Here is a 12,251-nt window from a genome sequence, read left to right as displayed (position 1 = left end):
TGACCTATTTACCTGCGGCGTGCCTGTCGCAGGTTTTTTAATCTGTACCGTATTCTGGAGCATATTGATGTATTGGAAGCCCTTATTATTACGTTATGTGGCCCCATTCCTGGTATTGTGCAGCACCTTGGGAACGCCCTATCTCACCTTCGCGAATAACGAAGGTTTTGGTCGTGTAAATATGACAGGTTCAATTGTGGAAACGCCTTGTGCAATTGAAGTTGGCGATCGCGATCAAACCCTGTATATGGGAAACCATCCAATTAGTAAAATCATAAGGGATGGTCAAGGGCCTAAAAAAGAGTTCTCCATTCGTTTATTTGGTTGCGTCCTGACCCGCCTGGATCCCAGTAAGCCAGACTGGAAAAACTTTAAAGTCATGTTTGATGGTGAAAATGACAAAGGTCACTTTAAAACAGCAGGTACTGCCAGCGGAGTTTCCGTCAAGATCAGTGATCTTATAGGGAATGTTGCAACGCCAGGTGTACATCTGCCTGATGGCGATCTCATCGTTGAGAATATGCATCTTAAGTACACGCTCAACTTAGTCGGTAACCAGGAAATATTACAAGCTGGCGATCATCAATTAACTATCCGTTTCAGAATAGATTATAACTAACGGGGCACGCCATCATGCTGTTACGTTTTCCGCGCAATGCGGCTTCTCTTTTTTTTATCACCGCAGTTGGGACAACATTATTCATTGGGGAATTATCGACCTCTAAAGCTGCCAGTGATGTGCAGTTCAATACAGATGTCCTTGATCTCAAAGATCGAAGCAATATCGATTTAAGCCAGTTCTCGCGTAAGGGCTTTATTTTACCGGGAGCCTATACCCTCGCGATTGATCTTAATGCGAACACCTTGCCTGAGCGGCAGATTCACTTCTACCCAGCAGAAAATAACGTTAATGAGAGCGTAGCCTGCATTTCACCGGAGATGGTGGAGCAGTTTGGCCTGAAAGAGACCACATTGGCGAGTCTCACGTGGTGGCATAACCAGCAGTGTCTCAATCTGGACAGCATAAAGGGTATGGAAGCTCGTGGTGATTTAGGAAAATCAGCGCTGTTCGTTAGCATCCCGCAAGCCTATTTGGAGTACAGCAGCCCCTATTGGGATCCGCCTGCTCGTTGGGAAGAAGGCATTACTGGCGCACTCTTTGACTACAATCTCAGCCTGCAAACCCTGCAACAAAACGGGGCGGGCGGAGGCAGCGGCACAAATTTATCGGGTAACGGCACGACGGGTGCCAACTTTGACGCCTGGCGGGTACGCGCAGATTGGCAGTCCCGTTACGATCGCCGCAGCGGCAATAATCATGAATCAGGAACGCGAAGCTGGGACTGGAGCCGATTCTACGCTTATCGCGCCCTGAGCAAGCTCGGTGCAAGATTTATCATGGGTGAGGATTACCTAAGCTCGGCCATCTTCGACAGCTTCCGTTTCACCGGATTGAGTTTGGTATCCGATGACAACATGTTGCCCCCGAACTTGCGTGGCTATGCGCCGGAAGTCAGCGGCGTGGCAAAGAGCAATGCCAAAATCACCATCAGTCAACAAGGCCGCATCATCAAAGAGGTACAAGTCGCTGCCGGTCCATACCGTATTCAGGATCTGGATAGTGGAGTTTCCGGTAATCTCGATGTACGCGTTGAAGAGCAGGATGGCAGCGTAAAGCAATATCAGGTTAGCACTGCCACCATCCCGTATCTCACCCGACCGGGACAAGTGCGTTTTAAAACCGCCGTGGGCAAGCCCTCAGATTGGAAGCACCGTGTCGATGGTCCGATGTTTGCGACCGGTGAGCTTTCATGGGGGGTGAGTAACGGCTGGTCACTGTATGGCGGCGGCATTGGTGGAGAAGATTACAACGCGCTTTCCGTTGGTGTAGGGCGTGATTTACTGGCATTTGGTGCCATTTCATCAGACGTCACCCTGTCGCAAGCCAAGGTACCGGCTCAGGATACGCAACGCGGAGGGTCTTATCGCCTGAGTTACGCCAAACGTTTTGATCAAACCGGAAGTCAGGTGACGTTCGCCGGCTATCGTTTTTCCGATAGTGGCTTCCGTTCCATGGCCGAATATCTGGATGCACGGGATGGCGATATCACCGCTGGACGCAGCAAAGAGATGTATACCATCTCGCTGAATCAACAGTTTGAATCGCTGAACCTGACCGCATATGTGAATTACAACCACCAGACGTACTGGAATCAGCCTGCTAACGACCGCTACGACTTTTCGCTTTCGCGTTATTTCGATCTTGGCCGCTTTAGGAATCTGAGTCTTTCCATGACGGCCTATCGCAACAAATTCAATAACACCCATGATGACGGCATGTATATGTCGCTGTCTTTGCCCTGGGGCGCCTCTGGAACGGTAAGTTACAACGGTTCCTATGCCAGGGGGGATAACCGTCAAAGCGTGAGTTATTACAGTCGCGTGGGCGATGCTGACTCGTATCAAGTGAGTACCGGTGTTGCACGCCAGGGCGCCGACCTGAGCGGCTATTACACCCATAACGGCACGCTGGCGCAGGTAAACACCTCGGCCAGCTATCGCGAAGGTCAATACAGCGCCTTAGGTGTTTCCATGCAAGGTGGTGCAACGCTCACCCCTAAAGGCGGTGCATTACATCGCAGCAATATTATGGGCGGAACAAGGATGCTAGTGGACACCGATGGCGTTGCCGGTGTGCCTGTCGGCGGTTATGGCAATCCAGTTTATACCAACCGTTACGGTAACGCTGTGGTGAGCGATGTCAGTAGCTACTACCGCAACAGCGTGCGAATCAACCTCGATAAGTTGGCAGATAACGTCGAAGCCAGCCAATCGGTGGTGCAAGGAACGCTGACTGAAGGTGCAATTGGCTATCGGAAATTCAAAGTCATCTCCGGTGAAAAAGCCATGGCAGTAATCCGCCTGGCTGATGGCAGTGCACCGCCGTTTGGTGCCACCGTGCTGAATATAAAAAACCAGGAAACGGGCATCGTTAATGATGATGGCAGTGTGTATCTGAGCGGAATCAATGCAGGCGATAGCATGACGGTGCGTTGGAATAATGCAGAGCAATGCAAAATTTCTCTGCCAAAGAATCTGCCTGAAAACATGATGAACAATCTATTACTTCCTTGCGAAGAAATCGCGAGCTTATAAATAAACATAAACCAGTCATTTTATTCTGTAGGTCAATGATGAAAAGAAAAATATTACTTAACGTCTTCACTGTAACAGCATTGAGCATTATTGCTCACTCGGTTTCCGCTGCCATTTCATTGGACAGAACGCGCGTTGTTTTTCCCGGCTCAGAGAAATCGGTGAGTTTGACCGTCAGCAACCAAAACACCGAATTACCTTATCTCGCTCAGGGCTGGCTGGAAGATGAGCAAGGTGAAAAACTGGATAACAGCAGCCCATTAACAGTGGTGCCGCCTGTACAACGCATCGAGCCTAAAGCAGAAAGCCAGGTCAAAATTCAGGCCCTTTCCTCTTCTGAAGCCTTTAAAAGGCTGCCACAAGATCGGGAATCACTGTTTTATTTCAACCTGCGAGAGATACCACCAAAAAGTGATAAGCCCAATGTATTACAAATCGCCCTGCAAACACGCATCAAAATTTTTTATCGCCCTGCTGCATTAGCAGAAGCGGCGGCGGCACAACATGCGTCGCCATTCCAGGAAAAGATCACGCTAAGTAAAAGTGGTGATAAATATACCGTTATCAATCCGACGCCTTATTACGTCACGTTGATTGGTGCCAGCGCGAAAAAGGAAGGCGATGTTATTAAAGGATTTGATGCATTGATGGTTTCACCAAAGAGTCAGTCGGAATTAGGCGGGAGCGCCGCAGCGCTAGGCCCAACGCCGGTATTGGTTTACGTCAATGATTACGGCGGGCAAACCGCATTGACTTTTAAATGCAGCGGTAATGTTTGCACTGTTGATACCAGCAAACGCGCAACGCCAAAATAATCAGGGAAGTGATCAGATGCGAAAAATAATCATCGCTGCACATTCAGTAACGGGATGTAGAAAGATTCAGGGAACCGCATTGCTGTCCTGCGCATTGCTATTTTCTTCAGTGGCGCAGGCAGGTTTTGATGATGGCCTGGTGGATGGCAACTACGGTGTCATCCGTGCTCACGGCACTTTAACCGAAAGCGCCTGCCGGCTGGATATGCGTTCAGCCGATCAGTCTGTTGACTTAGGTAATATTGCCACGGGCAAGCTAAAGCTTCCGGGTGATAATGGCAACTTAGTCCCCGTTGCACTCTATTTGCATGACTGCCTGCGCACGTCATCGGCAAACCGTGATGTGAGAGGAAACTTAGTCTGGAATGCCGCTCAGCCTGCAGTATCCTTCACATTTACCGGAATAGAAGATGATGCGAACCCGCAACTTATAAAAGCACAGGGTGTAGACGGCATGGGGTTGCGCTTAAAAGATGCGTTTCGCCAAAACGTCGTACTTGGGCAAAAGGGTAAACCGCTGATATTGAAACCGGCCAGCAACGTAGTGATCTATTACATTGCTCCAGAGCGCACACGCGAGAATCTGCGCGCCGGCAGTTATTCCGCCAATGTGAATTTTAGGTTGAATTATGATTAATTCACGTTCAAACAAAAGAACAAATGCGCTGCTTTTAAGCAGCGCGTTGGCGATATCACTCGCTTTTATTCCTTTGACCGGTTCTGTGCAAGCATTTTCAACCACCGCCACGGTGAAGGTCAAAGTATTAGCGCCGCCCTGTATCGTTAATGGTAATCGGGATATACCGATCGATTTTGGCAATGACATTATTATTTCGCGAATTGATAGCCGGATTTATGAACGCTCAATACCTTATGTACTTGATTGCTCAGCAGCCACTTCAAAAGCGCTAAAAATGCAATTACGCGGAGGCGGTGCCTCATTCGACACCACCGTCCTGGGTACCAGTAAAGCCAATCTTGCGATTGAATTAAAAAGCAACGGTACCAAGATGGCGGTTAACAGTTGGCATAACTTCACCGACCCCGCAAGACCGTTACTTAGCGCGGTATTAGTCAAAAATCGCAGCGGCGCTGTCACAGGTGGGACATTTACCGCGACGTCAACGCTGCTGGTTGAGTATCAATAGGGGAGAACAATGAGATACGTCAAATGCCTTAAGGGACAGCAGGCAATGTTATTAGCTTGTTTATATATGGCGCTTCCATCAGCACAAGCAACAGATGTCACCTTTAAAGGCACACTTGTGGAATCTATTCCCTGCGAAATAAATAGTGGCGGAACGATTACCATCGATTTCGACACCTTAATTATTCGTGGTATCGATGGCGATAAATACCGTCGTCCCGTGCCTTATTCAGTGGCCTGCACGGGTACCGGAAGCGTACGTTTAAGCGTGCAAGGAACGCCAGCAAGCTTTGATAATACCGCCGTTGTGACTAACAAAAGTGGTTTGGGAATAAGGGTTGAGCAGAATGGTTCTCCGCTGCGTATAAACCAATATATTGCCATCAACCTTTTGCGCCCCCCCACCTTAACGGTTGTTCCTGTTGCTAATCCAGCAGCGTTGCCCGATGCCGGTGACTTTACGTCGCGAGCCACAATCATTGCAGATTACCAATAGGATTAACCATGAAGCGAATCATCACATTGTTAAGCATCCTATTCACGTTAAGCTGTGGAATGCTCACATCCTCTGCGGTCAAGGCCGCGGAAAACCTCATTATGCGTGGCAGCCTTGTCGATGCACCTTGTTTTATACGGCCGGGTGACGACTTAATTAAACTTGATTTTGAAGAGGTCATTGATAAGTTTCTTTATCGCTACACCCGCACACCCAGTCGTCCGTTGCTTATTCATTTAGAGGACTGCGATGTCAGCGTATTTAAAGAAGTCGAAGTAACGTTTCAAGGCACAGAGAATTCCTCGTTGCCTGGATTATTGCGCCTTGATGCGGGTAGCACAGCACGCGGTGTTGCCATCGGCATTGAGGGTTTAGATGGATCTGCCGTGAAAATTAATAAACCTGCCCCGGCAAAAGCATTACAAGCAGGCAATATGGTGCTGGCATTCCAGGCCTATGTGCAGGGAGAGCCTGATGCCATTCTTAACCGACGAATTGGACATGGACAATTCACGGCGACCGCCACCTTCATACTGGATTACCTGTAAATCAAGTGGCTGTAACGTCTGCTTTACTCAACGAGAAACGGGCAGACGTTACACGCCATTGGCTTACCTCGCCTCCCGCGATAGATTCAAAGCCTTTCCCTTATTGCTGAGGTAGTTAATGCACAGTCTCTTCGTTTACGGCACGCTCGGTCCCGGCCGTCCTAATGCACATATTATGGAAAATATCGGCGGAAGCTGGCAGCCAGGTTATGTGCTCGGCAATTTGCGTGAAGCAGGCTGGGGCGCAGCGATGGGTTTTCCAGGTATTGAACTCTCAGCTGAAGGCACGCAGGTCAACGGCTTTGTCTTCAGTTCGGAAAATCTTCCGGCAAACTGGTCAATGCTTGATGAGTTTGAAGGCGAAGGCTATCAGCGTGTACCCGTTGAAGTGGTGCTGCAAGATGGCAGCACGCTGATGTCAGAAATCTACGCGCTAAAATGACGTAAGCGCCATTTCCAGCCGATCCAGCGCGCAGAGAATTCCATAGCTGCGCGCCTGTGGATCATCCGGCAGCGGCAACCAAATGTCGGCCTGACTCGCCAGATCCAGCCTAGTTGGGCAGATCGCAATGACCGCCGTTTTTTGGATATGAGCGTGATGCACGGCACTGAGCACGCTGCTGTTCACCGCATCCGGCGCGAGGATCAGCAGCAAATCATCCGGCTGTAATCGGCTCAACGTCATACGCAGCAGGTTATCATCCTGAATCCATGCCAGTGCCAGACCCGTCGCCGTTAATCGCTGGTGTACTTCAGCCACCAGCGGCGTGGTTTGTCCTGCCGCACCAATCAACAACACGCTACGCGCCTGGCGTAACGCCCGTGCTGCCCGCTCCCAGGTGGCCGTTTCCGCCAATGACCACTGCTGGGCTAACGCCTGATGAATCGCCTCCAGCTGCGGAATACCCTGCGCGGTTGGGGTTGAAGGCACAGAACTGGCACGCGCCAGCCGCATACGCAATTCGCGAATATCTTCACAACCCACAGAACGGGCAAAACGGGTGATGGTGGCAGCACTGACTTCGGCGCGTCCGGCTAATTGCTCGATCGTAGCCGATGCGGCAAACGCGATATCGTTAAGAATTGCCAGCGCCACACGGTTTTCCTGCTGGCTCAGCGATGGCTGGCGCTGCCGGATGACATCGATAAATGCCCCTTCCTGCTGTCCTGCTTTGCGCACCTGATGCAGGAAATCATCTAAATCGCGACAGCCTGCCGATACCGCAAAGCGGCGCAGGACTTCAGGACCCACCCCTGCCTGCGTTGCCAGACTTTCCATTGTCGCCTGCGTGCTGACATGCAGGTTTTCCAGAATAAAACGCGCCAGCTTAGATTCAGGCGCATCCGCGCGTGCCGACTGCTGCCGCAGTTGCCAGACAATATCCATCCGCTCACCACATCCTCTCGTTGCGAACACTCATCATGCATGAAAATATTTTTCAGTGTGAGTTTTTTTTCAGCGATTTCACCGCTGGAAGGGTTAAATCCCGCTTATGTTAACGATAAATTACAGCACCGATCACAGTCGTGAAAAATATTTTCACAAACAATCATCACGTAACCAATTAATTTTAAATAATTAATTATTCATTCATCAGAAAATCGTCTGTCCAGAGGGTATTTACACCGCCTCCAACACAGGTCTTAAATGGCCCCGACAAATCACAGGAGGAAATCATATGCGTATCGTACTTTGCTGTGCTGCGGGCATGTCCACTAGCATGCTGGTCAACAAAATGCAGAGCGCTGCTCAGGGGCGCGGATTGACGATAGATATCAAAGCGGTACCGGTAGCGGAATTCGAGCGCATCCTGCCGGATGCCGATGTGGTGCTGCTTGGCCCACAGGTGAATTTTGAAGCCGCCCGCCTGACTGCCATCGCTGAGCCGCAGGGCAAAGCTGTCGCCGTAATCGACATGATGGATTACGGCATGATGCGTGGTGAACAGGTGCTGGATACCGCCCTGGCGTTACACGCCTCGTAATACTTCCGTTTTATCCAAACTGACCGATTTAAACACGGCCTTGTGCTGTGGGGGATTCTGCATGTCCGAAGAAGTGGTTATCGAGTTTGAAGAACAGATCATGCTGCTGCTGGTGCAGGCCGGTGCTGCCCGCAGTGCAGCACTGAGCGCCCTGCGATTGGCGCGTGAAGGCCAGTTTTCCGCCGCCGAGCAGCAGCTCATGGCGGCCAAAGAGAGCGTCAATGGCGCGCATCAGCAGCAAACGGCGTTGATCAGCCTCGATGAGGGCAGCGGCAAACTGCCTGTCACTCTGATTCTGGTACATGCCCAGGATCACCTGATGAATGCCATGCTGGTGCAGGATCTGGCAGGCGAAATCATTGAACTCTATCGCCGTACTGCGGCAGGAGGAAGCGATGCTTAAAATGGCAATTATTGGTGGTGGCAGCAGCTATTCACCGGAGCTGGTCGAAGGAATCATCAACCGTTATGCGCAGTTACCTGTGACTGAACTGGCGCTGGTGGATGTGGAATCGGGTCGCGAGAAAGTGAATATTATTGCCGACCTCACTCGCCGGATGCTGCAGAAGAAGGGATTAGAGCAGGTCAACGTCAGCGTGCACTTTGAGCTGGATGATGCGATTCGCGGTGCGAACTTCGTGCTGACCCAACTGCGCGTCGGCCAGCTGGCGGCGCGCGCAGCCGATGAGCGTCTTGGCCTGAAATATGGACGACTCGGCCAGGAAACCACGGGCGTGGGCGGTTTTGCCAAAGCCCTGCGCACCATTCCGGTGATGCTGAATGTGGCGCGGAAAGTAGAAGAGCTGGCGCCCGATGCCTTTATCATCAACTTCACCAACCCCGCCGGGATCGTCACTGAAGCGGTATCGCGTTATAGCAACGCCAAAATCATCGGTCTGTGTAACGTACCGGTGAATATGCATCATATGATTGCCGGTATGCTCGACGCGCCATGGGATGATGTGCAGTTGCGCTTTGCCGGGCTCAATCATCTGGTGTGGGTGCATCAGGTCACCTGTCGTGGCGAAGATGTCACCAAACAGGTGATTGACCAACTGTGTGATGGTCAGTCGCTGACCATGAACAACATCAAAGATATGCCGTGGTCGCCGCAGTTCCTGCGCGCGCTCAACGCCATTCCTTGTCCGTATCATCGCTACTACTGGCAGACGCCGCAGATGCTGGCTGAAGAACAGGAGAAAGCCAAAAACGGGCACGAAGGCACCCGCGCTGAGCAGGTCATGAAGGTGGAAGCCGAGCTGTTTGCGTTGTATGCCGACCCGCAGCTGGCGCACAAGCCCGAGCAGTTAAGCTTCCGCGGTGGCGCCTATTACTCTGAAGTGGCGGTCGAGCTGATCAGCGCGATTCACAACAACAGCGGCAAGAATCTGGTGGTGAACTGCCGCAATAACGGCGCAATTCACGGCCTGCCCGATGACGCGGTGGTGGAAGTGAACTGCCTGGTGGATGCCCAGGGTGCGCACCCGTTGGTGTTTGGCGAGTTGCCGTCGCTGATGCACGGTCTGACGCAGCAGATTAAAGCCTTCGAGCGCTTAACCATTGAAGCGGCAATACACGGTGACCGGGATCAGGCGCTGCTGGCGCTGTTGGGCAACCCTCTGGTGGGTGATGTCACGACAGCGGAAGCCCTGCTGGACGAAGTGTTAACCCTGAACAAACCGTGGTTGCCGCAGTTCTCATCGGCTCAATAGCGCCGTAGCGGTGCAATCGCGAGCATGCGGTTCCCGATATGCCCGATAAACCGTGCTGCTGCGCAATTGAAGGCATCTGGCAATGTAAGGTCACCTGCACCAACGCTGGCGGCGCGATTTTTCCGCCGCGAGTGAAGGTGCAAAGGGACCGCTTATTATCATATCGTTGCGCCATTGAGCCTGAGGAGGCCCTGTGTCCAACCGTACTTTTATTGAACGTTATGTGTTGCCCGCAGCGCTGAAAGTCGCGGGCCAGAAACATGTGCTTTCGGTGCGTGACGGCATCATTCTCAATATGCCGTTTATGCTGATTGGCAGTTTCTTCCTGATTTTCGCCTATCTGCCCATCCCAGCCTGGGGCCACTTGATGGCGGATCTGTTTGGCGACACCTGGCGCAACAAACTGCTCTATCCGGTGCGTGCCACCTACGACATCATGGCGCTGATCTCCAGCTTCGGCATCGCCTACCGTCTGGCGGAGAAGTACCGCACGCTGGACCCGCTCACCAGCGGTGCCATGGCGTTAGTGGCATTTGTGATGACCATTCCGCAGCAGACACTGTTTGCCCCAGTGGAAAATGCGCCCGCACAGCTGGTGACCGGCGTACTGCCGATCTCGATGATTGGCAGCCAGGGCTTGTTCGTGGCCATTGTGATTGCGCTGATGTCGACAGAGATTTATCGCTTCGTTCATAACCGCAATCTGGTGATCAAGATGCCGGAAGGTGTGCCGCCTGCGGTGGCCAAATCCTTCCTCGCACTGGTGCCTGGCTTTTGCGTGCTGGCGGTGGTGCTGATCATCCGTCTGGCAGTGGAAGCCTCGCCGTTTGGCGACATCAACAACCTGATCGCCACCGTGATTGGATTGCCGATGCACCACGTAGGCGGCACGCTGCCGGGGATGATTTTCTCAGTGCTGTTGATTGGCATTCTCTGGACGCTAGGATTGCACGGCGATGCCATTGTGCTGGTGTTCATCCAGCCGGTCTGGCTCTCCAACATGAGTGAAAACCTGGAAGCGTTCCAGCATAACCAGCCGATCCCGCACATCTTCACGCAGCAGTTTTATGATTTGTGGATTGCGCCCGGTGGTACCGGTGCCTTGCTGGGGTTGGTGATCTTTATGCTGATCCGTTCACGCAGCCGCCAGATGAAACAGCTGGGTAAGATTGCCGGACCAGCCGCCTTGTTCAATATCAGCGAACCCCTGGTGTTTGGTATTCCGCTGGTGATGAACCCCTATCTGTTCCTGCCGTTTATTTTGACGCCGGTCGTGCTGGTGATTGTCTCCTGGGCGGCCATGACGACCGGATTAGTCGCGCCACCCGCCGGGATCGCTTTGCCGTTTACCACGCCGATATTTGTCAGCGGCTATCTGGCAACCGGCGGGCACATTTCCGGCACGGTGTTACAGGTGGTCAACCTGGCGATCTCGATGGTGATCTACTATCCGTTCTTCCGCGTATGGGATCGTTTGAAACAGCGCGAAGAACAGCAAAGCGAACAGCAGGCTCAGGCTGTGACAGGGAGTGCGGTGGTTTCATCGTTCCCGGCCAACCCCTCGCGGCAATAGCGATACGCATGACTGCGCGCCCTGCAAAATAGGTTTAACGATTTTGCAGGGCCGCCGTGTTTCAGCACTGCCCGCCATTCTTCCATTTTCCGCAATAATGACTTCGCAAACCCGGCTATTCTGCCGCGTCACAGGCTATGACAACCTTTAGACAGCGTTTGGGATCACCCCATCCACCACTAAAGGACATTAATGATGAAACTCTACCACTTCCCGCTTTCTGGTCATGCGCACCGTGCACGTCTGTTCCTGTCACTGCTCGACCTGCCGCACGAGGTGATTGATGTAGACCTCGCTAACGGTGAACACAAATCCCCGGCGTTTCTCGCCATCAACCCGTTCGGCCAGGTGCCGGTGCTGGAAGATGAAGGCGCGTATATCTCCGACTCCAACGCCATTCTGGTTTATCTGGCGAAAAAATCAGGCCGCAGTGAGTGGTTACCAGAAGATGCGCTGGGTGCGGCGCAGGTGCAACGCTGGTTATCTGTCGCGGCAGGTGAACTGGCTTATGGCCCTTGCGCGGCACGCTTGATTACCGTGTTTGGCCGCTCGTTCAACCCTGACGAAGTGATCGCCCGTACGCACACCATTTTGGCGCTGATGGATCAACATCTTACCGGGTGTGAATGGCTGGTGGGCGATCGCCCGACCATCGCGGATATCGCGCAGTACAGCTACCTGATCGGCGCGCCGGAAGGCAATGTGGATCTCTCTGGCTATCCGGCGGTCAATGCGCTGTTACGCCGTATCGAAGCGCTGCCGGGCTTTGTTCCCTTCCCGCAAACCGCTGCCGGTCTGCGCAGCATCGCGTGAGTTAAC

At 52.4% G+C, this 12,251-nt stretch carries 14 protein-coding genes; 13 read left to right on the top strand and 1 reads right to left on the bottom strand.

The annotated features are described in order from the left end of the window. The first annotated feature begins 67 nt into the window (after nucleotides 1-67). The 8 genes from LH22_RS05690 (at nucleotide 68) to LH22_RS05660 (ending at nucleotide 6,604) form a co-directional block, all read left to right on the top strand. Nucleotides 68-619, top strand: a complete 552-nt coding sequence (locus LH22_RS05690) for a fimbrial protein (protein WP_038644794.1) — start codon at nucleotides 68-70, stop codon at nucleotides 617-619. A gap of 14 nt (nucleotides 620-633) precedes the next feature. Beyond that, on the top strand, nucleotides 634-3,156 hold the full coding sequence (locus LH22_RS05685) for an outer membrane usher protein (RefSeq protein ID WP_038644792.1): 2,523 nt from the start codon (nucleotides 634-636) through the stop codon (nucleotides 3,154-3,156). A 38-nt stretch (nucleotides 3,157-3,194) separates the two neighbouring features. Beyond that, complete coding sequence (locus LH22_RS05680; protein ID WP_038649880.1) at nucleotides 3,195-3,971, top strand: fimbria/pilus periplasmic chaperone; 777 nt, start codon at nucleotides 3,195-3,197, stop codon at nucleotides 3,969-3,971. After that, a complete protein-coding gene (locus LH22_RS05675) occupies nucleotides 3,928-4,608 on the top strand; it encodes a fimbrial protein (RefSeq protein WP_240474693.1) in 681 nt (226 codons plus the stop codon). The genes LH22_RS05680 and LH22_RS05675 overlap by 44 nt, the downstream gene beginning before the upstream one ends. After that, entirely contained in the window at nucleotides 4,601-5,119 is a 519-nt protein-coding gene (locus LH22_RS05670; RefSeq protein WP_052059356.1) for a fimbrial protein, read from the top strand. The genes LH22_RS05675 and LH22_RS05670 overlap by 8 nt, the downstream gene beginning before the upstream one ends. A 9-nt stretch (nucleotides 5,120-5,128) precedes the next feature. Beyond that, on the top strand, nucleotides 5,129-5,614 hold the full coding sequence (locus LH22_RS20095) for a fimbrial protein (protein WP_045814757.1): 486 nt from the start codon (nucleotides 5,129-5,131) through the stop codon (nucleotides 5,612-5,614). A gap of 8 nt (nucleotides 5,615-5,622) precedes the next feature. After that, nucleotides 5,623-6,162: a fimbrial protein gene (locus LH22_RS05665; protein WP_038644790.1), complete on the top strand. Its 540-nt coding sequence runs from the start codon at nucleotides 5,623-5,625 to the stop codon at nucleotides 6,160-6,162. Nucleotides 6,163-6,280: 118 nt separating this feature from the next. After that, on the top strand, nucleotides 6,281-6,604 hold the full coding sequence (locus LH22_RS05660; RefSeq protein ID WP_038644788.1) for a gamma-glutamylcyclotransferase family protein: 324 nt from the start codon (nucleotides 6,281-6,283) through the stop codon (nucleotides 6,602-6,604). Here the strand turns inward: LH22_RS05660 and LH22_RS05655 are convergent. Further along, on the bottom strand, nucleotides 6,596-7,549 hold the full coding sequence (locus LH22_RS05655; protein WP_038644786.1) for a MurR/RpiR family transcriptional regulator: 954 nt from the start codon (nucleotides 7,547-7,549) through the stop codon (nucleotides 6,596-6,598). The genes LH22_RS05660 and LH22_RS05655 overlap by 9 nt on opposite strands. 292 nt (nucleotides 7,550-7,841) lie before the next feature. Here LH22_RS05655 and LH22_RS05650 point away from each other — a divergent pair, with 292 nt between their 5' ends. The 5 genes from LH22_RS05650 (at nucleotide 7,842) to LH22_RS05630 (ending at nucleotide 12,245) form a co-directional block, all read left to right on the top strand. After that, nucleotides 7,842-8,147: a PTS sugar transporter subunit IIB gene (locus LH22_RS05650; protein ID WP_038644784.1), complete on the top strand. Its 306-nt coding sequence runs from the start codon at nucleotides 7,842-7,844 to the stop codon at nucleotides 8,145-8,147. Between the two features lie 61 nt (nucleotides 8,148-8,208). Then, entirely contained in the window at nucleotides 8,209-8,550 is a 342-nt protein-coding gene (locus LH22_RS05645; RefSeq protein WP_038644782.1) for a PTS lactose/cellobiose transporter subunit IIA, read from the top strand. Then, the gene (locus LH22_RS05640) at nucleotides 8,543-9,859 is read left to right on the top strand and encodes a 6-phospho-beta-glucosidase (protein ID WP_038644780.1); all 1,317 of its coding nucleotides are present in this window, start codon (nucleotides 8,543-8,545) and stop codon (nucleotides 9,857-9,859) included. Before LH22_RS05645 ends, LH22_RS05640 begins: the two co-directional genes overlap by 8 nt. Before the next feature lie 193 nt (nucleotides 9,860-10,052). Continuing rightward, nucleotides 10,053-11,432: a PTS cellobiose transporter subunit IIC gene (gene celB / locus LH22_RS05635; protein ID WP_038644778.1), complete on the top strand. Its 1,380-nt coding sequence runs from the start codon at nucleotides 10,053-10,055 to the stop codon at nucleotides 11,430-11,432. Between the two features lie 192 nt (nucleotides 11,433-11,624). Then, nucleotides 11,625-12,245, top strand: coding sequence for a glutathione S-transferase family protein (locus tag LH22_RS05630; protein WP_240474692.1), 621 nt, complete (start codon nucleotides 11,625-11,627; stop codon nucleotides 12,243-12,245). Nucleotides 12,246-12,251: the final 6 nt, after the last annotated feature.

It is taken from the genome of Pantoea rwandensis, assembly GCF_000759475.1.
GTDB classification, from domain to species: domain Bacteria; phylum Pseudomonadota; class Gammaproteobacteria; order Enterobacterales; family Enterobacteriaceae; genus Pantoea; species Pantoea rwandensis_B.
Note: the sequence above shows the minus strand (reverse complement) of the source record. Positions and strands in the feature narration are given on the sequence as shown.

Excerpts from the sequence above, each read along its gene's own strand:
- LH22_RS05690 (WP_038644794.1), top strand. The coding sequence starts at position 68 with ATGTATTGGAAGCCCTTATTATTACGTTATGTGGCCCCATTCCTGGTA.
- LH22_RS05685 (WP_038644792.1), top strand. The coding sequence starts at position 634 with ATGCTGTTACGTTTTCCGCGCAATGCGGCTTCTCTTTTTTTTATCACC.
- LH22_RS05680 (WP_038649880.1), top strand. The coding sequence starts at position 3,195 with ATGAAAAGAAAAATATTACTTAACGTCTTCACTGTAACAGCATTGAGC.
- LH22_RS05675 (WP_240474693.1), top strand. The coding sequence starts at position 3,928 with ATGTTTGCACTGTTGATACCAGCAAACGCGCAACGCCAAAATAATCAG.
- LH22_RS05670 (WP_052059356.1), top strand. The coding sequence starts at position 4,601 with ATGATTAATTCACGTTCAAACAAAAGAACAAATGCGCTGCTTTTAAGC.
- LH22_RS20095 (WP_045814757.1), top strand. The coding sequence starts at position 5,129 with ATGAGATACGTCAAATGCCTTAAGGGACAGCAGGCAATGTTATTAGCT.
- LH22_RS05665 (WP_038644790.1), top strand. The coding sequence starts at position 5,623 with ATGAAGCGAATCATCACATTGTTAAGCATCCTATTCACGTTAAGCTGT.
- LH22_RS05660 (WP_038644788.1), top strand. The coding sequence starts at position 6,281 with ATGCACAGTCTCTTCGTTTACGGCACGCTCGGTCCCGGCCGTCCTAAT.
- LH22_RS05655 (WP_038644786.1), bottom strand. The coding sequence starts at position 7,549 with ATGGATATTGTCTGGCAACTGCGGCAGCAGTCGGCACGCGCGGATGCG.
- LH22_RS05650 (WP_038644784.1), top strand. The coding sequence starts at position 7,842 with ATGCGTATCGTACTTTGCTGTGCTGCGGGCATGTCCACTAGCATGCTG.
- LH22_RS05645 (WP_038644782.1), top strand. The coding sequence starts at position 8,209 with ATGTCCGAAGAAGTGGTTATCGAGTTTGAAGAACAGATCATGCTGCTG.
- LH22_RS05640 (WP_038644780.1), top strand. The coding sequence starts at position 8,543 with ATGCTTAAAATGGCAATTATTGGTGGTGGCAGCAGCTATTCACCGGAG.
- LH22_RS05630 (WP_240474692.1), top strand. The coding sequence starts at position 11,625 with ATGATGAAACTCTACCACTTCCCGCTTTCTGGTCATGCGCACCGTGCA.